Origin of the sequence: Miltoncostaea marina (assembly GCF_018141525.1) — a bacterium.
In the GTDB taxonomy this organism is placed as follows: Bacteria; Actinomycetota; Thermoleophilia; order Miltoncostaeales; family Miltoncostaeaceae; genus Miltoncostaea; species Miltoncostaea marina.
The window spans coordinates 1,492,544-1,511,100 of sequence record NZ_CP064655.1 but is presented as its reverse complement, the minus strand read 5'-3'; the positions used below and the strand labels follow the sequence as shown (position 1 = coordinate 1,511,100).

Below are 18,557 nucleotides of genomic sequence, written 5' to 3'. Positions count from 1 at the left end.
CGGGCCGGCCCGCTTGACACGGCTCCCGCGCCTGCGGGGGGTCGTCGTGCTCGCGGGGACCACAGGCGCGAGCAGACGCCGGTGACGGCGCCCTCGCGTCCTCCTCCATCCTCCCCCGCGGCGTCCTGCGCCGGAGCCGGGGGTCGTCATGAGGATCTCGATGCCGGCGCGCGTCAGCGTGCTCGCGATCACACCGGCACTCGCGGCGGCCGTACCGGCCGCGGCCCAGGGGCCACCGCCGGCGTCCGTCGCCGACCTCTCCGAGCGCGTGCTCGCGACGGGCCTCTCCGACCCGCTCGAGATCACCTTCGGGCCCGACGGGATGATCTGGACCAGCGAGCGGACCGCCCGCCCGTGTCACGGGCGTGGATCCCTCGAGCGGCGCGAAGCGCACCGTGCTGACCCTCCCCGACGTGCTGACCACGCCGACCGAGCAGGACGGCCTGCTGGGCATGGCGCTCGACCCGGGCCCGGCGACGGGACGCGCCGGGCACCGGCTGCACGTCGACCTCTCCTCCCCCACGACGACGACCCGGACCCGGCGACGCTCGACCGCCGGCAGCGGATCGCCCGCTACACCCACGACCGGCGCAGCGGCACGCTGGTCAGGCCGCGCGTCCTGATCGAGAACCTGCTGGCGAGCGACGACCACGACTCCGGGCGGCTGATCCTCGGGCCCGACCGCAGGCTCCACCACACGATCGGCGACCGCGGGAACAACCAGGACCTCAACGCCTGCCGGCTGAACGAGGCCCAGCGCCTGCCGACGGCGGCCGAGGTGCGGGCCCGCGACTGGACCGCGTACAGGGGCACGACCCTGCGCCTGGACCGCGACGGCTCGAACCCGCGCGACAACCCGGTCGTCGGCGGCGTGCGCAGCCACGTCGACACCTCCGGCCACCGCAACGCGCGGGGCATCGTGTTCGGGCCCGGCGGGCGCCTGCGCTCCTCGGAGCAGGGGCCGAAGCGCGACGACGAGCTCAACCTGCTGCTGCCCGGCGGCAACTACGGCTGGCCGGACATCGCGGGCCACCAGGACGACGGCGCCTGCGTGTACGGGAACCGGTCGGCGAAGCCCGACTGCTCGCCCGAGGTCTCCAGCGCCTTCGAGATCCCGCCCGACGTGCCCCAGGTCGCGGAGTCGGCGTTCGGCGCGCCGGACCTCGTGCCGCCGCTGCGCACCTTCTCCACCGTGCCGCCGGACTTCGACTTCCGGAGCCCGACCTGCGCGCCCTCCGGGCTGTTCTTCATCTGCCACCCGACGATCGCGCCGTCGAGCATCGACGCGTACACCCAGCGGCGCATCCGGGGCTGGCGCGACTCGCTGCCGATCCCCCTGAAGACCGGCACGCTCTTCCCGGCTGCCGCTGCGCGGCCGCGCCGGCACGGCCGTCGACGGGCCAGCCGCCGCTGTGGTCGAGCGTCAACCGGCTCCGCGACACCGCGATCGCGCCGGACGGCGGGACGATCCACATCGCCACCGACAGCTCGGGGCTCGCCGCCGACGAGGCGGGCACGCCGACGGCCGAGCTCGAGGACCCCGGCTCGATCATGGCCTTCCGGTACCCGGGGCCGCCCCGCTGACCCCGCCCCCGCTCCGCCCCGCGCGCGTCGCGCGCGGGGCGGAGCGGGCGGGCGCCGCTCAGCGGCGGCCGATGCGCCTGCCCTCGCGGCTCGCCGGGTCGGGGAGCCCGTACTCGGCCGCGAGCACGCGCCGGACGATGTGGCGCAGCCACTCCCGGCGCTCGACGTTGCGGTCGGCCCCGCGCGCGCCGGCCGTCTCCTGGGTCAGCACCGCGCCCGCGGCGGTCCGGAGCACCTCGCCCGCCTCGCCGCCCTCGCGGTGGCCGAGCGCGTCGATCACCTGCCAGGTGATCAGGTCGCGGTCCTCGTGGCCGAGCAGCCACAGCAGGCGGTTCATCGGGGGGTGCACCGGCGCGCCCGCGGCCAGCACGGCCGTCTCGGCGGACAGCCGCGCCACCGCCTCCGCGGCGGGCGACACGTACGCCGGGTCGCCACCGAGTCGCTCCATCGCCGTCTCGATGACGAGCGCGCCCCGGCGGGCCTGCTCGGCGTACTCGAGCAGCTTGGGGCGCATCCACGCCGGCGCCTCGTCGGCGAGGGCGGCGTACTGGCGGGCGCCCTCCCGCTCGAGGACGCGCAGCTCGCTGAGGAGGTCGAGGACGTCCTGGCCGACGCGCGCGGTCATGACGGCCCGCCCGTCCCGGCGAGGGCCTCCTCAGCTGTCGCCCGGTCCGGACACGCGGTGGTCACGAGGTCGCTCATCGGTGCAGCTCCCGCTCGGTCGCCGGCAGAGCACCTGTTCCCCGGACGCCGCCACGGTACGCCCCCGTCAGGGTCCGGCGTCGGCGGCGAGCTGGTCGAGGCCCTCGGCCGTGGCCGGTGCGTGGGCACGGGGTCCGCGTGTGGGCTTGGCGACGTGGGAACGCGCCGAGCTGCGGACGTTGTTGCCGCCGATGCGTGAGACGGCGCTGCGGCGAAAGTAGCGTCGGCCGGTGGTCGCTCAGGGTCGGGCTCGGCGCAGAAGCGGAATCGAGGCGAGCGTCAACACGGCGACGGCCGCCGAGGCGAACCACCACCATGCCGTCGTGCCCGACCGCAGGATGGGCAGCAGGGCATCGTCGTAGCCAACGCAGACGCCGGCGAGCTCGTTGCGAAGCTCCGCAATCTCGGGATCTGCGCCGGGGGTCGTGGCGTCGACGTAGCCGGCCTCGCCGGGCCGCAGTGGGCGCGTCTCCTTGCAGCGGCGCTCAGATGGCCGAGCGTCGGCGTAGAGCGCGAGGCTGGCGCAGGCGATCGCCACCACCGCGCCGACGATGAGGGCGATGCGCCAGGCCACGAGGGCGAGCGTATGGCCCAAAGCGGCCGCGACGCGACCACCAGCTTGTCGAGCTGGTGGTCAGCCGCAGACCCTTCGGCTTGGGAAGCCGACGCTCTACGAAGCGAGCTACTTCGGCTCAGGCGCTTCCGGTACCACGGGCCGTAGAGCGTCTGCTCGCCATGCAGAAGGTCGAGCGGGGCTCAACGGCGGAGCGGCGGCCTTCCAAGCCGTTGACGGAGGTTCGACTCCGTGGGTCTACGTCGCTGGCAGCCGGCGAGTGGTGCGCGAGCAGACGAGCCGGATCAGCACGGCGACGACGAGCGCCGCCTGCAGCTGGCCGCCGGCATCGCTGAGGTCGAGCGCACCCGCTGTGGCCACCTCGATGAGCTCGCCCACCAGGTCCTCAGCGAGATTGGTGAGCGTCAGCTGCGCGTCGGGCGGCAGCGGCTCGACGGTCGCCACAGCCGTCGTGATCACAGCGATCCCCAGCGCCTCGTCCCGCTCGAGTGTCAGCCCGATCCGGCGAGTCTATTGGGCGGTGATGACGAGAGCCTCGTCACGCTCGGCGGCCGACCCGAGGTCCGGCATCAGGCTGCCGGTCGGGCCATCTTCGCCGCGAGCCGCAGAAGCATCCAGGTGACGAGGACGACCATCAGCTGGTAGCCGGGGTCGGTGATGTCGAGCGCGTAGGTGGCTGCGGTCGTGACGAGGGTCTTGCCGAGCTCCTCGGCGAGGCTGGCGAGTGCGGGCCACTCCTGGCGCGGCAGCTGCTCGACGGCCGCGGCGACCGCCTCTACGACGGTGAGGTCGGCCGTGGCGGTGAAGGTGAGCGTCGCGTGGCCGGAGAGCTCCATCACGGGAAGGTGAGCGACGCCGCTCATGGGGGCCCCTCGAGGTCTTGGACCCGCACGTCGACGCCCTGGTCGATCGCCTGAGCCGCGGCGTCTACTGCGCCCGCCCGCCAGCCGATGTTGAGGAAGGCGGCCATCGCCTCGCCGAAGGCGAGCACCGCTTCGTCGGGGATCGAGTGGCCGGCGACGCGGTCGCGCAGGCGGCGCACTGCTTCGGCGAGCTCCACCTTGGACGCCGCCGGCAGGTTGCGCTTCACGTCGTCGGGCAGCCCTGCGAGCAGGCTCTCCAGGTCGTCATCCACCGGGCTGGCCCTCGTCGGAGCGGCGCTTCTTGATGCCGTGCCAAGCGGCTGCGCCGAGGGCGACGGTGAACACAGAGGCGGGCACCGGCTCGAGCGGAAAGATGCGATCAGCCATGTTCCAGACGGCGTCCTCAGCGACTGCCCCAGCCGCCGCGCCAACGAAGCCGGGGATCTGCTCAAGCCAGGCGTGAGTCGTGACGGTCCCGGCGACGACCGCAGAGGTGCCCGAGATTGCCGCTGCCGCCACCACGGTGCCGGTGGTCGAGATGGTCACCGCGGTGGCCAAGTGGGCAGAGCTGCCAGAGGGTGAGAAACCATCCATGTGAGCCTCCTTGGGGCCTAGTCCTCATCCAGGGTGGCGCATTGCTCGGACGCCCAGCTGTTCAGGCGGCGACGTCGGCGGTGAGGAAGTCCTCCTCGGAGCCGAGCTCGAACGCGGGCACGAGCGAGTCGGCCTCGCGAGCGGCACGGCAGGCGCCGAGGAACGGGTCGAGAGTGCGGCGCTCGGCGAGGGCTGGGAGCGGGCGAAGATGCGGTGCGCGAGGCCGTGTGGCCGCCACGCGTCGCGGCGAAGGGGCCGAGAGGGGCGCCCTCGAGCAACGCCGTGAGCGCCGCAGAGCCGTGGGTGTGCAGCCGGCGCAGGTAGGCGTCGCGCACGTCGGCCCAGCGACCGGCCGGTGAGAACGCCGGCGAGCGGGACTCGCCAACGGGAGAGTGGCCGGCCGTGACCACTCCGCTGGTGGCGGAGGCGATGTTGGCCGCCATGTAGGCGACCGTGCCGACGTTCACCAGGCGCATGGCGTAGCGCAGATCGAGATGGGCGAGCGAGTTCGACGCGGCGCAGGCGTCGTCGGCCAGGCCCCGTGCCGAGCGGCGGCTCCTGAACTCGTCGGGGTGCCGAGCCCACTTCACGACGACACCGCCACGGCGCAGGTCTACGGCTGGCGTTGCCTTCCAGGCGGCCCGCCGGTTCTCCTCATCGCGCGAAGCCGCGCTCGTCGAGCTCCGCGCCGGCGGCCGCAGCCCCCCGGTGCACGCCGGGCCGGCCAGGCGTGCACCGCTCAGGGCTTCAGGCGCCACCCCCGTGCGAGGAGGACGATCGCGGCCAGCGTGGCGAGCGCTGCGGCCGCCGCCGCCACGGGCAGGGAGGCGGCGATCGTGGTCTCCTGCGCCCCGGCGAGACCCGACCGGGTGGCGTCCACCAGGTAGTAGATCGGGTCGATGCGGGTGAGGGTCGCCCACGGCTCGGACAGCCGCTCGACCGAGTAGAAGACGCCGCCCACCAGCGCGAGCGGCGCGATCACGAGGTTGGCGACGAACGAGAGGTGGTCGAAGCTGTCGGCCGACAGGCCCGTGATCACGCCGAGCGCGCTGAAGATCACGCCCGTCAGCGCCAGGGTGAGGACGGCGACGGCGGGCCGGTGCACCCCGGCGTCGGCGAACGGCAGGGCGACCGCCGCGACGGCCGCCGCGGCGAGCCAGCCCCGCACGAGCCCGCCGGCCATGTAGCTGAGCGCGATCTCGGCCGGGCGCAGCGGGCTGGAGAGGATGTCGTCGAGGTAGCCCTCGTTCTTCGCCTGGAAGAGGCTGGTCGAGGCGTTCGCGAACGCCTGGCCGGCGACCGTCATCACGAGCAGCCCCGGCAGGATGAACGCCAGGTAGGACAGGCCCTCGACCTGCCGCAGGCGGTCGCCGAGCGCGCCCCCGAAGATCGCGAGGAACAGCACCGCCGTCACGACGGGGGGCATCAGCGTCTGGCTCCACAGCCGCAGGACGCGCAGGGTCTCGCGGCCGGAGAGGGCGAGGGTCCCACGGATCGACAGCGTGCGCAGGTCGGGCTCGTGCGCCGGGCCCGCCATCAGCGCATCGCCGCCACGTAGGCGTCCTCCAGGCGGCTGCCGCCGAACCGCTCGCGCAGCTCGTCCGCGGTGCCCTCGGCGATGATGCGCCCGGCGCGGATGAACGCGATGCGCTCGCAGAGCGCCTCGGCCTCCTCGAGGTAGTGGGTCGTGAGCAGCACGGTCGTGCCCTCGTCGCGCTGCAGCCGGCGCAGGTAGCGCCACAGCTCGTGGCGCAGCTCGAGATCGACCCCGGCCGTCGGCTCGTCGAGGATCGCCAGCGAGGGCCGGTGCATGAGGGCCCGCGCGATCAGCAGGCGCCGGCGCATTCCGCCGGACAGCCGGTTGGGGCGCGCGCCGGCCTTCGACGCGAGGTCGAACGCCGCGAGCAGCTCGTCGGCTCGGGCGTCGGCCTCCGCGGCGGCCATGCCGAAGTAGCGCCCGTGGTAGCTCAGCACCTGACGCACGGTCAGGAAGCGATCGAGGTGCACCTCCTGCGGCGCGAGCCCCACCCGCAGGCGGGCCCGCCGGGCGTCGGCCACCGCGTCGCGGCCGAAGACGGCGATGCGCCCCGCCGGGGCACGCACCAGCCCGGTGATCATGCCGATCAGCGTGCTCTTGCCCGAGCCGTTCGGGCCCAGCAGCCCGTAGAAGGCGCCGGCGGGCACCCGCAGGTCGAGCCCCCGCAGGGCGGCCGTGCCGTCGTCGTAGGTCTTCTCGAGGCCGACGACCTCCAGCGCCGGCGGGGCCGCGGCCCCGGTGGCCGGGTGGGCCGCCGGGGCGCCGTCGGCCCCCGGGGCGAGCGCGGCGTCGGCCGTCACGCGCAGCACCCCTCCCCGGCGCCCCCGGGCGCGGCGCCGGCGCCCGCGAGGACCGAGGGCGCCGCGGCCGGCTTGCGGGCGCGCACGATCGCGCCGTGCAGGCCGTCGGCGACCGCGTGGGTGAACTCCACCGACGCCGCCTCGAAGCCCGACGCGGCCAGCAGCCGCTCGTACTCCCCCCTGCCCAGGGCGCCCGCGATGCAGCCCGCCCACGAGCCGCGCCGGACCCGCTCGGCCGCGGACAGCCCGTCCTCGGCGACCACGTCCGCGATGCCGACGCGCCCGCCGGGCCGCAGCACACGGAACGCCTCGGCCAGCACGGCGGGCTTGTCGGGCGACAGGTTGACGACGCAGTTCGAGATCACCACGTCGACCGTCTCGGCGGGCAGCGGGATCTGCTCGATGTGCCCCTTCAGGAACACGATGTTCGCCGCGCCCGCGTCGGCCGCGGCGCGCCGCGCCAGCGCGAGCATCTCCTCGGTCATGTCGAGGCCGTAGACCCGGCCCGCGGGACCGACGCGGCGCGCCGAGAGCAGCACGTCGATGCCGCCGCCCGATCCCAGGTCGAGGACCGTCTCGCCCTCGCGCAGCTCCGCCACCGCCGTCGGGTTCCCGCAGCCGAGGCTCGCCAGCACCGCCGCCCCGGGAAGGGCGTCGCGCTCGTCCGCGCCGTACAGCGCGCCGCCGAACGCCGCCTCCGCCGGATCGCCGCAGCAGGCGCCCTCGTCGCAGCCGCCCCCGGACGCCGCCCGCCGCGCCGCCGCGGCGTAGCGGGCGCGGACCTCGTCGCGCACATCGCCGGTCGCGCTCATCGCATCCTCCTCATCCGTCGTCACCGCCGGCCGGGCCGCACGCCCAGCCGGCCAGCTCCCCGAGCGCCTCGGGCACGACGTAGTAGTAGGCCCACAAGCCGCGGCGCTCCGAGTCGACCAGCCCGGCCTCGCGCAGCACCTTGAGGTGGTGCGAGACGGTCGACTGGCCCACCTCGAAGAGCGGCGTCAGCTCGCAGACGCACACCCTGCCCGCGTGCCTGCGCAGCACATCGACCAGCTGCATGCGGACAGGGTCGCCGAGGGCCTTCGCCAGCCGGGCGAGGCGCTCGGCGCGCGCGCGGTCGATGTCCGGATAGGCCAGCGGCTCACAGCACGGCTGGCCGGCCGGGCGCTTCGTCTTCGGCGTGAGCTGGAGATCGACCGCCATCGATCTACTCTTATCGATTGAGACGATGGACGTCAATGGAGTAGCGTCGTCGGGGACACCGATCACGGGAGCCCGCCGCGCCATGGCCAACGTCCTGTTCGTCTGCCGCCAGAACGCCGGCCGCTCGCAGATGAGCCGCGCGCTCTTCGCACGGGCCGCCGGCGACCGCCACGCGGCGCGCTCGGCCGGCACGACGCCCGCCGACCGCGTCCACCCCGAGGTCGTCGAGGTGATGGCGGAGCTGGGCATCGACCTCTCGGCGCAGGTGCCGCAGCGGCTCACCGAGGAGCACGCGCGGTGGGCCGACGTGGTCGTGACCATGGGCTGCGGCGACGCCTGCCCCTACATCCCGGGCAGGCGCTACATCGACTGGGAGCTGGACGACCCGCACGGGCGGCCGATCGCGGCGGTGCGCGCCACGCGGGACGAGATCGCCCGCCGCGTGGCCGCCCTGCTGGAGCAGCTGGAGCGCTGAGCTAGCCGGCGTCGTCCCCCTGCCCGGCGGGCGCGTCGGCCGGCACGGGGTACTCGGCGCCGCACCACTCGCAGTGCGTGATCGGCTCGGCGGCCTCCGGCGCGGGCGCGGCGACCGCGCCGCACGCGGCGCACGTGGCGCTGGTCGTCCCCTGGGTGTCCTGCGGCTCCGGCATCGCCGGCCTCCTGACCTCGCTTCGCCGTGCACGGAGCCTCGCAGGCGGGCGCGCGGCCCGCATCCGCGTGATCCCGTCCCCGGGGAGCGGGAACGCCGCAGGACCCGGGCCCGGGGCCGTCAGGCGTCCAGGCCGGCCATGATCGCGAAGGAGGCCACCAGCAGCAGCAGGCCGGGCAGCAGCCAGGCGGCGCCCACGAAGGCGAACCCCACGCTGCCGGTGACGTAGAAGGGCGCCATCGCCGAGACCGGGCTGCGCCGCGCGAACGCGGCCCCGAGCGCGGCGAGGGCCACGAACACGGCGAGCGCCGCCGGCATGGTGGCCTCGATCTCGCCCCACGGCGCGCGCAGCGGCGCCGGCCCGGCGACGATCTCGGCGCACAGCCAGGCGGCCAGGGCGACGCCGGCCCACCCCACGGCGACGCCCGTCCGCACGAGGAACGACTTCAGCGACGCGCGCGCCGACCGCGCGGATGAGGTCATGGAGCCCCCTTTCTCACGGCGACCGTCCCAGCGTGCCCGGGGGCGGCTCAACGGGGCCTCACAACCGGCGGCGCCCGCGTCAACGGCTCGTCAAGCGATGCCGGTCGCCGGACGCCGGGCGTGCCCGTCGCTCAGGGGGGGTCTGCTCCCGCGCGCAGCCGGACCGGCGGGCGCACGGCCCAGCGCCCGCCCCCCCTGGCGACGACCACGGCGAGCACGACGAGCAGGATCGACGGCAGCCACACGTCCTGGCCGCCGTCGATCCTGCCGGCCGTGGCGATCGCGCCCGCCATGTCGCCGATGAGCGTGAGCGCGGCCGCGCGCGGCGCGAGGCCGAGCAGCAGCATGAGGCCGCACACGACCTCCACGACGCCCACGAGGAGCGCCACCTCGCCGGCCGCGGCGCCGAAGCCCCAGCGCTCGAACCGCTCGGTGTACGTCCCGTGGTTCGCGAACTTCCCGAGGCCCGCCGCAACGAACACGGCCGCGAGCGCGACCCGCGCCACGAGCGTCCCCCACAGCGGCGGCCCGGGGTCGGCGAGCCACGCGAGCAGCCGGCGCACCGCGCGGCGGCTACGACTCGAGCGGGGCAAGGGCGTCGAGCCCGCGCGCCGTGCGACCGGGTGGACGGAAGTGCGGCGGGTACGCCGCCCCGTCGCGGCTGATCCAGACGGTGCGCAGCCCGGCGCGCACGGCGCCGTCGATGTCCCACGGGTGCACGGCGACCATCGTCATGTCGCCCGGCGCGACGCCGCAGGCCCGGGCCGCGTGCAGGTATGCCGCGCGGGCGGGCTTCCAGGCGCCGGCCGCCTCGACCGACAGGCAGGCCTCCACCCGGTCGCGCACGCCGGCCTCGGCCAGCAGCCGCTCGGCGACGGCGGCGGCCCCGTTGGAGAGGGTGACGACCCGGTGCCCCGCGTCGGCGAGGGCCGCGATGCCGCCCGGCACATCCGGGTGCACGCCGAGGGTGGCGAACCCGCCGAGCACGTGCGCGACCGCCGCGCCGGCGTCGTGCCCCGGAGCTGCGGCGTCCAGCAGGCGCCGCAGCTCCGCCTCGGCGATCGCCGCGAAGCGCGCGTCGCCGCCGGCCGCCGTGAGCGCGAAGCCGTCGCGCAGCACCCCGGCGAACCAGGCCCGCGCGAGCGCGGGGTCGAGACCGAGGTCCGCGAAGCGCCGGCCGAGCGGCGCCATGTCGGACAGGGTCTCGTTGACGTCGAGCACGACGACGGCCCGCCCTCCGCCCGTCGCCGGGTGCGGCCACTCGCCCATCGCCGCGAGCGTACCCCGGCCGGGGCGCGGGCGGCCAGCCGGGCTCGGCCCGCCGGCGGGCCGCCCGCTGACGCTGGCGCCGCGGTCTGCTTGCATCGCGGCATGCCCGCCGTCGCGCACCCCGCCCCCGCCCCGGTCGCCGACGCGCTGGCGGCCGTCGCCCGGGCGCACGCCGGCCTGCTGGCGCTGACCATCCCGGGCTGCGGCGCCTGCATGCTGCTGCCCGCCTCCCTCGCCGAGCTGCGCCGCGCCCGCCCCGGCCTGGTGGTGGCGATCGGCGAGTTCGCCTCGCCGGAGGACTGGCGCGAGCGCGAGCGGCTGCTGTGGCCGCGCGGCATCCACGTGAGCCGCTCGTCGGTGCCGGCGCTCGCCCTGTTGGTGGACGGCGAGGTGGTCGCGAGCCGCCCGGGCGGCGGCCCGGCCGCGCTCATCGACCGCTGGATCGCCTCGCTGCTGGGGCCGGCGGAGCGGCCGATCGAGGACGGCCCCACCGCCGCCGAGGCGGCGGCCCTCGACGCGCTCGCCGGCCGCATCGCCGCCCAGCGCCACGCCAAGCGGGCCCGCGCGGGCCTCGGCGGGGAGGGCCACGCCCCCTGACCGCGCGCGCCGTCCAGCGGACCTACCTGCTGCTGATGCTCGGCAACACGCTCGCGGCGTCGCTGATCTGGGGGATCAACACGATCTTCCTGCTCGACGCCGGGCTGTCGAACCTGGAGGCCTTCGCGGCCAACGCCTTCTTCACGGCGGGGATGGTGCTGTTCGAGGTGCCGACCGGCGTGGTCGCCGACACCATCGGGCGCCGCGCGTCCTACCTGCTCGGCACGACGACGCTCGCGGCCTCCACGCTGCTCTACGTGCTGCTCTGGCGCATCGAGGCGCCGTTCTGGCAGTGGGCCGTCGCCTCGGCGCTGCTCGGCCTGGGGTTCACCTTCTTCTCCGGCGCCGTCGAGGCGTGGCTGGTCGACGCCCTCGTCGCCACCGGCTTCACCGGCCGGATGGAGTCGGTGTTCGGCCGCGGCCAGGTGGTCGGCGGGGTGGCGATGCTCGCCGGCTCGGTCGCCGGCGGGTTCATCGCCCAGCACACCAGCCTCGGCGTGCCCTTCGTCATCCGCGGGCTGGTGCTGCTGGTGATGTTCGCGGTGGCCTTCCGCCTGATGCACGACATCGGCTTCACCCCGGAGCGGCGGGGGCGGCCGCTCGCCGAGATGCGGCGCATCGCCGCGGCGTCGCTCGACCACGGCTGGCGCGTGCCGGCGGTCAAGTGGCTCATGGTCCAGTCGCTCGTCACCGGCGGCGTCGGGATCTACGCCTTCTACGCCCTCCAGCCCTACCTGCTGGAGCTCTACGGCGACCCCGACGCGTACCAGATCGCCGGCCTGGTGGCGGCGATCGTCGCGGGCGCGCAGATCCTCGGCGGGCTGGCCGCGTCGCCGATCCGCCGCGTGTTCCGCCGCCGCACCTCGGCGCTCATGGCCGCGACGGCGCTCGGCGCGGTCACCCTGGCGGCGATCGGCCTCGTGGAGGTGCTCTGGGCGGTCGTGGCCCTCATCGTCGTGTGGGGGCTGCTGTTCGCCGCCTCGACGCCGATCCGCCAGGCCTACATCAACGGCCTCATCCCCTCGCGCCAGCGGGCGACCGTGCTCTCGTTCGACTCCATGATGAGCTCGGGCGGCGGCGTCTGGGCCCAGCCGGTGCTCGGCCGCTCCGCCGACGTCTGGGGCTACGGGCCCTCGTACGTCATCGGCGCCGCCATCGCGATCCTCGCCGTGCCGTTCCTTGCCCTGTCGGGCCGCCAGGGCGCCGCCGCGGACACCGTCGAGCGGGCGCAGGCGCGCACGGCCGGCTGAGTCGGCCTCATCGCCAGCCGGCGCGCTCCTCCGCGGCCAGCCGGATCGCGGCCGCGCCGTACCAGTCGACCACCCGCTCGGCGGCGTCGCGCCGCCGGGCGTCGCCGGCCGACGCCTCGATGTCCCGCTCCTCGGCCTCCCGGAGGCTGCGCTCGACCTCGTCGGCGCCCGCGCCGGCGCGCAGCAGCGGCTCCAGCCGGGCGGCGTACGTGGCGTACTCGTCGCGCGCGTCGGGGTAGGCGCTGCTGACGCCGATCGGGTCCCAGACCCAGTACAGGAGTTGCTCGAGCCCCTCGCGACCCTCGTCGCGCCACCACGCGTCCTCGACGGCGGCGGAGGGCTCCTGCGGGGTCGGCGGCGTCACGGGCGCATGATCCCACGCGCGCCCGGACGCCGCCGCCCGGCCTACGGCCGCAGGACGTAGAAGCGCCAGAAGTCGTGCTCGACCGGCGCGACCTCGACCGTGCCGAAGCCGGCCTCGCGCGCGTAGCCCTCGACCACGTGGGGCCGGATGACGGTGCCCGTGCAGGCCGCGTGGTCGTCCTCGCGCCCGACCGCCAGGCAGTGGAGCACGCTGAATCCGTAGTTGAGCCGCTCGATCTCGTCACCGGGGGCGCCGAACGACTCCGCCACCCGCTCGTCGGCCACGAGCACGGCGCCCCCGGGGGCGAGCAGGCCGCGCGCGGTGCGCAGGGCCTCCACCGGGTGGGCCATGTCGTGCAGGGCCTCGAAGATCGTCACGAGGTCGTACTCGCCGCCGATGCCGTCGTCGCTCGCGTCCTGCACGAAGAAGCGCACCCGGTCGGCCACCCCGCGCGCGTCGGCCAGCCGCCGGGCGGCGTCGACCGACGGCGCGTCGCTGTCGAAGCCGTCGACGCGCACCCGCGGGTACCCGGCGGCCAGCGCGACGCTCGACCAGCCCCCGCCGCAGGCGACGTCCGCCACCCGCGGGGCCGCGCCCGCCGTGAGGCGCTCCTGCACGTCGGGGATCGCGGGGATCCACTCCTGGGCGAGCTGGTTGACGAACATCGGCCGGTTGAAGGCGGCGATGCCGTCGCGGGTGTCGGCGCCGTAGTCGGCGTACGGGACGCCCTCGCCGGTACGGAACGCCTCGACCAGCCGGTCGATCGGCGCCAGCACGCCGACGCCGAGCTGCGCCATCGCGCCGGCGTAGCGCAGGCTGTCGCGCTCGAGCAGCGCCTCGCGGTGGCCGGCGGGCAGCGCGTACCGCCGCGCCGCGGGGTCGTCGCCGCCGTCGGCCTCGATCACGCCGGCCACGGCCTGCTGCTCGAGCCACTCGCGCACGTAGCGCTCGTCGGCGCCCGCGCGCCGGGCGAGCTCGGCGCTCGTGGCCGGGCCGGCGTCGAGCGCGGCGTAGAGGCCCGCCCGGTGGCCGACGTGGACGCAGGCGAGCTCCATCGAGGCGACGAGCGCGCCGAAGAGCCGCTCGGCGAGCGCCTCGGAGCTGTGGGTGGGTGCGATCGTGGCCACTGTCCCTGTCCTCCTGTGTGCGATGCGGTGTGGGGAGGAGGCTCCTGGCCGCGCGTCTCGGCAGCGTCCCGCCGGGCGTCTCGCGGGGGTCGCGGCCGCGTCGCGCGGGCGCATACGCTGACCCCGTGCTGCGCATCGCGGTCCTCGGCCGCCTCGAGGCCGACGTCGACGGCCGCCCCGTGGACCTGGCGGCGGCGGGGGCGCGGGCGCGCGGGCTGCTCGGCTGGCTGGCCGTGCACCCCGGCCCCCACGCGCGCGGCGCGCTCGCCGGGCGGCTGCGGCCCGACGTCGGCGAGGAGGGCGCCCGCAAGAGCCTGCGCCAGGCGGCCTGGGCGCTGCGCGGCGCGCTCGGGGACGACCGCTACCTGGTCGGCGGCCGGGACGCCCTCGGCCTCGCCGGCGACGCGGCGCTCGTCGACGTCGACCTCGTCCGGATGCGGGCCCACGCGGCCGCCGGCGACCACGAGGCGGCCCTCGCGCTCGCACGCGGCCCCCTCCTGGCCGGGCTCGACGAGGAGTGGGCCGACGAGCTGCGCCGGGCGCACCGGGGCGAGGTGGCGCGCCTGCTCGCGGCCGCGGCCGGCGCCGCGGAGGCGCGCGGCGACCTGGCCGCGGCGATCGCCTGGTCGCGCCGGCTGGTCGCCGACGAGCCCCACGACGAGATCGCGGCCCGGGCGCTCATCGCGCGCCTGGCCCGCGCCGGGGACCGGGCCGGGGCGGTGGCGGCGTTCGAGGCGCTGCGGGAGCGCCTGGGGCGCGACCTGGGCGTCGTGCCGTCGGCCGAGTCGCGCGAGCTGCTCGCCGAGGTCCGCGGGGGCCGGCCGGCGGCCCCCGGGCCGCCCGAGGGCGGCGCCCAGCCGCCGCTGCCCGGGCCGCTGGCCCCGCGCGGCGGCTTCGTGGGCCGCGCGGGGCCGCTCGCGCGGCTGGGCGCCGCCTGGCGCGACGCCCGCCGCGGCGCCCTGCGCGTCATGCTGGTGACCGGCGAGCCGGGCATCGGCAAGACCAGCCTCGTCGCGGCGTTCGCGGCGGGCGTGCACGCCGCCGGGGCCCACGTGCTCTACGGCCGCTGCGACGAGGACCTGCTCGTGCCCCACCAGCCCTTCGTGGAGGCGCTCGAGCGGCACCTCGCCGCGTTGCCGGCGCCCGAGCGCGACCAGCTGGCCGGCCCGCGGCGGGGGGCGCTGGCGCGGGTGCTGCCCGCCCTCGGGGCGGGCGATGACGCCCCCGGGGCCGGCGACGTGGCGACCGGCCGCTGGCTGGCGTTCGAGGCGGTCCGCGGCCTGATCGAGGCGCTCGCCCGCCGCCGGCCCGCGCTGCTGGTGCTGGACGACCTGCACTGGGCTGACGTGGCGACCCTCCGCCTGCTGCGCCACATCGGCCGCACCGCCGGCGGCGCGCGGGTGATGGTCGCCGGCACCTACCGCGACACCGAGCTGGGCCGCGGCCACCCGCTGGCGGCCGCGCTCGCGGACCTGCGCCGCGAGCAGCCCGTCGTGACGATCCGCCTCGAGGGCCTCGGGCCCGACGAGGCCGCGGCGCTGGCCGGGCCCCGGGCGGGCGCGGCCGCCGAGCTGGTGGCGCGCACGGGCGGCAACCCGCTCTTCCTGGGCGAGCTGGCCCGCCACCTGGCCGAGGGCGGCGGCGGCGCCCTCCCCGAGGGGGTGGCCGAGGTGATCGCCCGCCGGGTCGACCGCCTCGGCGCGGCCGCCGCCGACGTGCTCACCACGGCCGCGCTGGCCGGCGGGGAGGTCGCCGTTGGGCTGCTCGAGGGCGTCCACGGCGAGGCGGCGCTCGACGCCGTGGAGCGCGCGCTCGCCGCCGGCCTGCTCGTGGAGGACCGGGGGGCGCCGGGGCACGTCGCGGTGGCGCACGCGCTCGTGGCGGAGGCCGTGGCCGCCCGGCTGCCCGCGGTGCGCCGGCGCCGGCGCCACCTGGCGCTCGGCCGCGAGATCGCGCGGCGGGCCGGGCGCGACCCGGCGCCGCACGCCGCCGACGCGGCGCGCCACTTCCGCGCGGCCCAGCCCGACGGCGACCCGGAGGAGGTGGTGCGATGGTCCGCGCTCGCCGCCGCGCGCGCCGCCGCCCTGCTCGACGACGCCGAGGCGGCCACGCACCTGCGGCACGCCCTCGACGCCCTCCCGCCCGGCGACCGGCGCGAGGCCGGCCTGCTCGCCGACCTCGGCGACGCGCTGACCCGGGCGGGCTCCGGGGCCGCCGCGCGGGACGCCTTCGCCCGCGCGGGCGCGCTGGCCGCGGCCGCCGGCGACGCGCCGCTCCAGGCCCGGGCCGCCATCGGAGCCGGGGGCATCGGGGTGACGATCGCGCCGTGCGACGAGGCGGTCGCCGCCGGCCTGGAGCGTGCGCTCGCCGCCGTGGGCGGAGCCGACGTGTGCATCCGCGCGCGCCTGCTGTCGCGCCTGGCGATCGAGCGCTACTACGCGGACCGGCGCGGCGCGGACGCGCTGTCGCTGGAGGCGGTCGAGCTGGCCCGGGCGAGCCGCGACCCCGGCGCGCTCGCCGCCGCGCTCAACGCCCGCCGGGTGGCGATCTGGGACATCGACCATGCCGCGGAGCGCCTGGCGACGGCCGACGAGATGGTCGCCGCCGCCGAGCGCGCCGGCGACGACGAGGTGGTCCTGCAGGCGCGCTCATGGCGGGTGCTGGACCTGCTCGAGCTGGGCCGCGCCGACGAGATGCGGGAGGAGGTCGCGCGCCACGAGGCGCTCGCCGGGCGCCTCGGCCTGCCCCACCACCGCTGGTGGCCGCACCTGTGGCGCGGGTGCCTGGCGCTGATGGCGGGCGACCCCGAGCGCGCCGAGGCCCACGGCCGCGAGGCGCTCGCGCTGGGCCGCAGGGCCGACGATCGCAACGCCGCCCTGTTCGTCGCGATCCAGCGCGCCGAGTGCCTCATCCAGCGCGGCGAGCTCGACCGCATCGACCGCGCCTTCGTGGAGGACCACGCCGCCTCCGGCTCCCCGGCGGCCTGGGCCTGGCGCGCCTGGCTCGCCTCGATCGACGCGGCCGCGGGCCGCACCGAGTCGGCACGCGCCACCGTCGCGGCGATCGCGGCGGACGACTTCGCGGCCGTGCGCCTGGACGCCAACTGGCACGCGGCGGCGGAGCTCGCCGAGGCGGTCGCGGCCGTCGGCGACGCGGCCCGGGCGGCCCGCCTGCGCGAGATCCTGGCCCCCCACGCGGGGCTCGTGCCCGTCGTGGGGCGGGCGGCGCTCTGCTACGGCCCGCTCGACCACCACCTGGGGCTGCTCGCCCTGACCGCGGGCGACCCGGCCGCGGCCGCCGCGCACCTGGAGGCGGCGGTCCGCGAGGCCGAGCGGATCGGCGCCACGCGGGCGGCCGCCATGAGCCGCGCGCGCCTGGGGCGGGCGCGCGCCGCGCTCACGCCGTGACGGCCGCCGTGGAGCGCCGGACGGACCGCACGGACGTGCACGCCGTCGCCGTGGCGGCCGGGACGCCCGCGGCCCCGGCGACGACCCGGTTGCAGAGCCGCCCGGCGGCGTCGCGGTCGATGCGCGCGGCCAGGCGCAGCACGCGCGTCGCGCCGGGCCGCAGGACGGGCAGCGTCCAGACCACGCGGCCGGCGCGCAGGGACGCGCCCCGCGGCATCGCCGCCAGCGACATGCCGGCGGGCAGCCGGTCGGCCACCTCGACCGCGCGCAGCGCCGCCCGGCCGCGGTTGGCCACCCGGACGACGTAGCGCAGGACGGCGCCCGCGCGGACGCGCCGCGGAGCCGACTTGGCCACGCGCAGCGCGCGGGCCGGCGTCCGCCCGGCGCCCGGGCGCCGGGCGGACCGGTCTGCCGGCCGGGCCGGCGCGGCGGGGGCGCCGGACGGGCGGAGCGGGCCGTCGCCGGTCGTCGCGCTCGTCTCCTCGCGGGGGGCGGACGCGGAGGGCGACGGGGGCGCGTCCGGGCCGGGCCGCCCCGCCGGCCCCGACTGCCCGCCGCCGCCGTCGAACGGCGCCAGCGGGCAGTCGCCGAAGGTCACGGCCACCGAGGCCGCGCCGGCCGCGACCGGCGCGAGGAAGACGGTCTGCTGGGGCGTGGAGGCGGCGGCGCTCGCCCGGGCGGCGCGCACGAGCGTGCCGGCGTCCTCCGCGCGGGCGGTGACGGTGACCGCGCCGGGGGCGCCCGAGGCGACGCTCGCCGAGGCGCGCCCCTGGGCGTCGAAGCGCACCCGGAGCGGGGTCACGGTGGCGCCGCCCGTCGCGGAGAGCGACGCGCTGCTGCCCGGCACGCCGGTCAGGGCGAGGGCGACCGTGCCGCCGGCGCAGCCGCGCGGGGTGGCGGCCGTGATCGCGACGGCCCCGCCGGGCGCCCGCCCGGCGGCCAGGGCGCGGATGGCCGCGGCGCGGGCGTCGAGCGCGGCGTCGCCCGTGGGCGACGTCTCGCGGGCCTGGCCGGTCAGCTGCCAGACCGCGATCTGGAGGGCGCCGGACTCGAGCGCCCGGGCGGCCGGCGGGGCGGCGGCGATCAGCGCCTCGGCCCGCCCGGCGAGCCAGGCGGCCTCGAGGGCGCGCGGCGTCGCCAGCGCCGGGTCGTCGGCGGCGGTGCGCAGCGAGACGGCGTAGTCGGTGCCGGTGCCGATCGGGTGGTGGATGTCCGCGCAGAAGGCCCCGGTCTCGAGGCTGCCGCCGCCCGTCGCGCTCACGCGCAGGGTCAGGCGGCCGGGGACGGTGGTGACGCGGGCGCCGGCCGGCGTGGTGACGGTCACGGCGTCGTAGCGGTCGATGCCGAGCAGGCGGACGGTGCCCGGCTGGGCGGCGGCGGCCATCGCCGGCAGGCAGGCGACGGCGACGAGCACGAGGGCGGCGGCGGCCATGAGGCGGCGGCGCGGGCTGGAGGCGGCCATGAGGCGGCGGCGCGGGATGGAGGCGGTCATGGCCCGGTGGATCGACCCGCGCGGGCGCCCCTTGAGGGTTGCGTCACATCACCGTCACGTAAATA

At 77.5% G+C, this 18,557-nt stretch carries 23 protein-coding genes, 1 tRNA gene and 1 pseudogene; 6 read left to right on the top strand and 19 right to left on the bottom strand.

Annotated elements, in window-relative coordinates; genetic code table 11:
• Nucleotides 1-148: 148 nt before the first annotated feature.
• Nucleotides 149-1,021, top strand: a pseudogene (locus ITJ85_RS17615) (PQQ-dependent sugar dehydrogenase); the annotation flags it as partial.
• Here the strand turns inward: ITJ85_RS17615 and ITJ85_RS17160 are convergent.
• From ITJ85_RS17160 to ITJ85_RS07585, 3 genes are all read right to left on the bottom strand, one after another.
• The gene (locus ITJ85_RS17160; protein ID WP_246496342.1) at nucleotides 1,006-1,350 is read right to left on the bottom strand and encodes a hypothetical protein; all 345 of its coding nucleotides are present in this window, start codon (nucleotides 1,348-1,350) and stop codon (nucleotides 1,006-1,008) included. The pseudogene ITJ85_RS17615 and the gene ITJ85_RS17160 overlap by 16 nt on opposite strands.
• Before the next feature lie 292 nt (nucleotides 1,351-1,642).
• Nucleotides 1,643-2,209, bottom strand: a complete 567-nt coding sequence (locus ITJ85_RS17155) for a hypothetical protein (RefSeq protein WP_246496341.1) — start codon at nucleotides 2,207-2,209, stop codon at nucleotides 1,643-1,645.
• Between the two features lie 315 nt (nucleotides 2,210-2,524).
• Complete coding sequence (locus ITJ85_RS07585; protein ID WP_217915752.1) at nucleotides 2,525-2,860, bottom strand: hypothetical protein; 336 nt, start codon at nucleotides 2,858-2,860, stop codon at nucleotides 2,525-2,527.
• A 175-nt stretch (nucleotides 2,861-3,035) separates the two neighbouring features.
• Between ITJ85_RS07585 and ITJ85_RS07580 the strand changes: the two genes are divergently transcribed.
• Nucleotides 3,036-3,107 (top strand) — tRNA-Gly (locus ITJ85_RS07580).
• Here ITJ85_RS07580 and ITJ85_RS07575 read toward each other — a convergent pair.
• The 9 genes from ITJ85_RS07575 to ITJ85_RS07535 form a co-directional block, all read right to left on the bottom strand.
• Nucleotides 3,098-3,304: a hypothetical protein gene (locus ITJ85_RS07575; RefSeq protein WP_217915751.1), complete on the bottom strand. Its 207-nt coding sequence runs from the start codon at nucleotides 3,302-3,304 to the stop codon at nucleotides 3,098-3,100. The genes ITJ85_RS07580 and ITJ85_RS07575 overlap by 10 nt on opposite strands.
• Before the next feature lie 125 nt (nucleotides 3,305-3,429).
• The gene (locus tag ITJ85_RS07570; protein WP_217915750.1) at nucleotides 3,430-3,723 is read right to left on the bottom strand and encodes a hypothetical protein; all 294 of its coding nucleotides are present in this window, start codon (nucleotides 3,721-3,723) and stop codon (nucleotides 3,430-3,432) included.
• Nucleotides 3,720-3,995, bottom strand: coding sequence for a hypothetical protein (locus ITJ85_RS07565; RefSeq protein WP_217915749.1), 276 nt, complete (start codon nucleotides 3,993-3,995; stop codon nucleotides 3,720-3,722). The genes ITJ85_RS07570 and ITJ85_RS07565 overlap by 4 nt, the downstream gene beginning before the upstream one ends.
• Nucleotides 3,988-4,269: a hypothetical protein gene (locus tag ITJ85_RS07560; RefSeq protein WP_217915748.1), complete on the bottom strand. Its 282-nt coding sequence runs from the start codon at nucleotides 4,267-4,269 to the stop codon at nucleotides 3,988-3,990. Before ITJ85_RS07560 ends, ITJ85_RS07565 begins: the two co-directional genes overlap by 8 nt.
• Before the next feature lie 109 nt (nucleotides 4,270-4,378).
• The gene (locus ITJ85_RS07555) at nucleotides 4,379-4,555 is read right to left on the bottom strand and encodes a hypothetical protein (RefSeq protein WP_217915747.1); all 177 of its coding nucleotides are present in this window, start codon (nucleotides 4,553-4,555) and stop codon (nucleotides 4,379-4,381) included.
• 501 nt (nucleotides 4,556-5,056) lie between these two features.
• On the bottom strand, nucleotides 5,057-5,854 hold the full coding sequence (locus ITJ85_RS07550; protein ID WP_217915746.1) for an ABC transporter permease: 798 nt from the start codon (nucleotides 5,852-5,854) through the stop codon (nucleotides 5,057-5,059).
• Nucleotides 5,854-6,654: an ABC transporter ATP-binding protein gene (locus ITJ85_RS07545; RefSeq protein ID WP_217915745.1), complete on the bottom strand. Its 801-nt coding sequence runs from the start codon at nucleotides 6,652-6,654 to the stop codon at nucleotides 5,854-5,856. The genes ITJ85_RS07550 and ITJ85_RS07545 overlap by 1 nt, the downstream gene beginning before the upstream one ends.
• Nucleotides 6,651-7,466 (bottom strand): arsenite methyltransferase, encoded by an 816-nt coding sequence (gene arsM, locus ITJ85_RS07540; protein ID WP_217915744.1) that lies wholly within the window; start codon nucleotides 7,464-7,466, stop codon nucleotides 6,651-6,653. Before arsM ends, ITJ85_RS07545 begins: the two co-directional genes overlap by 4 nt.
• 10 nt (nucleotides 7,467-7,476) lie before the next feature.
• Nucleotides 7,477-7,854: an ArsR/SmtB family transcription factor gene (locus tag ITJ85_RS07535; RefSeq protein WP_217915743.1), complete on the bottom strand. Its 378-nt coding sequence runs from the start codon at nucleotides 7,852-7,854 to the stop codon at nucleotides 7,477-7,479.
• Between the two features lie 82 nt (nucleotides 7,855-7,936).
• Here ITJ85_RS07535 and ITJ85_RS07530 point away from each other — a divergent pair, with 82 nt between their 5' ends.
• Nucleotides 7,937-8,329, top strand: a complete 393-nt coding sequence (locus tag ITJ85_RS07530) for an arsenate reductase ArsC (RefSeq protein ID WP_217915742.1) — start codon at nucleotides 7,937-7,939, stop codon at nucleotides 8,327-8,329.
• A 1-nt stretch (nucleotide 8,330) separates the two neighbouring features.
• On the opposite strand, the gene ITJ85_RS07525 is transcribed toward ITJ85_RS07530, so the two are convergent.
• From ITJ85_RS07525 to ITJ85_RS07510, 4 genes are all read right to left on the bottom strand, one after another.
• Nucleotides 8,331-8,504, bottom strand: a complete 174-nt coding sequence (locus ITJ85_RS07525; protein ID WP_217915741.1) for a hypothetical protein — start codon at nucleotides 8,502-8,504, stop codon at nucleotides 8,331-8,333.
• A gap of 119 nt (nucleotides 8,505-8,623) precedes the next feature.
• On the bottom strand, nucleotides 8,624-8,986 hold the full coding sequence (locus ITJ85_RS07520) for a hypothetical protein (RefSeq protein ID WP_217915740.1): 363 nt from the start codon (nucleotides 8,984-8,986) through the stop codon (nucleotides 8,624-8,626).
• A gap of 131 nt (nucleotides 8,987-9,117) precedes the next feature.
• Nucleotides 9,118-9,549: a DoxX family protein gene (locus ITJ85_RS07515; RefSeq protein ID WP_217915739.1), complete on the bottom strand. Its 432-nt coding sequence runs from the start codon at nucleotides 9,547-9,549 to the stop codon at nucleotides 9,118-9,120.
• A gap of 10 nt (nucleotides 9,550-9,559) precedes the next feature.
• Entirely contained in the window at nucleotides 9,560-10,255 is a 696-nt protein-coding gene (locus tag ITJ85_RS07510; protein ID WP_217915738.1) for a haloacid dehalogenase type II, read from the bottom strand.
• Nucleotides 10,256-10,357: 102 nt separating this feature from the next.
• Here ITJ85_RS07510 and ITJ85_RS07505 point away from each other — a divergent pair, with 102 nt between their 5' ends.
• Nucleotides 10,358-10,852: a YbbN family protein gene (locus ITJ85_RS07505; protein ID WP_217915737.1), complete on the top strand. Its 495-nt coding sequence runs from the start codon at nucleotides 10,358-10,360 to the stop codon at nucleotides 10,850-10,852.
• 35 nt (nucleotides 10,853-10,887) lie between these two features.
• The gene (locus ITJ85_RS07500) at nucleotides 10,888-12,102 is read left to right on the top strand and encodes an MFS transporter (RefSeq protein WP_217915736.1); all 1,215 of its coding nucleotides are present in this window, start codon (nucleotides 10,888-10,890) and stop codon (nucleotides 12,100-12,102) included.
• 7 nt (nucleotides 12,103-12,109) lie between these two features.
• On the opposite strand, the gene ITJ85_RS07495 is transcribed toward ITJ85_RS07500, so the two are convergent.
• Nucleotides 12,110-12,466, bottom strand: coding sequence for a hypothetical protein (locus tag ITJ85_RS07495; protein WP_217915735.1), 357 nt, complete (start codon nucleotides 12,464-12,466; stop codon nucleotides 12,110-12,112).
• A gap of 41 nt (nucleotides 12,467-12,507) precedes the next feature.
• The gene (locus ITJ85_RS07490) at nucleotides 12,508-13,593 is read right to left on the bottom strand and encodes a class I SAM-dependent methyltransferase (RefSeq protein WP_217915734.1); all 1,086 of its coding nucleotides are present in this window, start codon (nucleotides 13,591-13,593) and stop codon (nucleotides 12,508-12,510) included.
• 125 nt (nucleotides 13,594-13,718) lie between these two features.
• On the opposite strand from ITJ85_RS07490, the gene ITJ85_RS07485 reads away from it, so the two are divergent.
• Nucleotides 13,719-17,000 (top strand): ATP-binding protein, encoded by a 3,282-nt coding sequence (locus tag ITJ85_RS07485; RefSeq protein ID WP_217915733.1) that lies wholly within the window; start codon nucleotides 13,719-13,721, stop codon nucleotides 16,998-17,000.
• Here ITJ85_RS07485 and ITJ85_RS07480 read toward each other — a convergent pair.
• On the bottom strand, nucleotides 16,990-18,492 hold the full coding sequence (locus ITJ85_RS07480; protein ID WP_217915732.1) for a DUF11 domain-containing protein: 1,503 nt from the start codon (nucleotides 18,490-18,492) through the stop codon (nucleotides 16,990-16,992). The genes ITJ85_RS07485 and ITJ85_RS07480 overlap by 11 nt on opposite strands.
• Nucleotides 18,493-18,557: the final 65 nt, after the last annotated feature.

Bases quoted from the DNA above. Each gene is read 5' to 3' on its own strand.
- ITJ85_RS17155 (WP_246496341.1), bottom strand. From the start codon at position 2,209: ATGACCGCGCGCGTCGGCCAGGACGTCCTCGACCTCCTCAGCGAGCTG.
- ITJ85_RS07530 (WP_217915742.1), top strand. From the start codon at position 7,937: ATGGCCAACGTCCTGTTCGTCTGCCGCCAGAACGCCGGCCGCTCGCAG.
- ITJ85_RS07570 (WP_217915750.1), bottom strand. From the start codon at position 3,723: ATGAGCGGCGTCGCTCACCTTCCCGTGATGGAGCTCTCCGGCCACGCG.
- ITJ85_RS07550 (WP_217915746.1), bottom strand. From the start codon at position 5,854: ATGGCGGGCCCGGCGCACGAGCCCGACCTGCGCACGCTGTCGATCCGT.
- ITJ85_RS07510 (WP_217915738.1), bottom strand. From the start codon at position 10,255: ATGGGCGAGTGGCCGCACCCGGCGACGGGCGGAGGGCGGGCCGTCGTC.
- ITJ85_RS07525 (WP_217915741.1), bottom strand. From the start codon at position 8,504: ATGCCGGAGCCGCAGGACACCCAGGGGACGACCAGCGCCACGTGCGCC.
- ITJ85_RS07505 (WP_217915737.1), top strand. From the start codon at position 10,358: ATGCCCGCCGTCGCGCACCCCGCCCCCGCCCCGGTCGCCGACGCGCTG.
- ITJ85_RS07520 (WP_217915740.1), bottom strand. From the start codon at position 8,986: ATGACCTCATCCGCGCGGTCGGCGCGCGCGTCGCTGAAGTCGTTCCTC.
- ITJ85_RS07500 (WP_217915736.1), top strand. From the start codon at position 10,888: ATGCTCGGCAACACGCTCGCGGCGTCGCTGATCTGGGGGATCAACACG.
- arsM (WP_217915744.1), bottom strand. From the start codon at position 7,466: ATGAGCGCGACCGGCGATGTGCGCGACGAGGTCCGCGCCCGCTACGCC.
- ITJ85_RS07535 (WP_217915743.1), bottom strand. From the start codon at position 7,854: ATGGCGGTCGATCTCCAGCTCACGCCGAAGACGAAGCGCCCGGCCGGC.
- ITJ85_RS07480 (WP_217915732.1), bottom strand. From the start codon at position 18,492: ATGACCGCCTCCATCCCGCGCCGCCGCCTCATGGCCGCCTCCAGCCCG.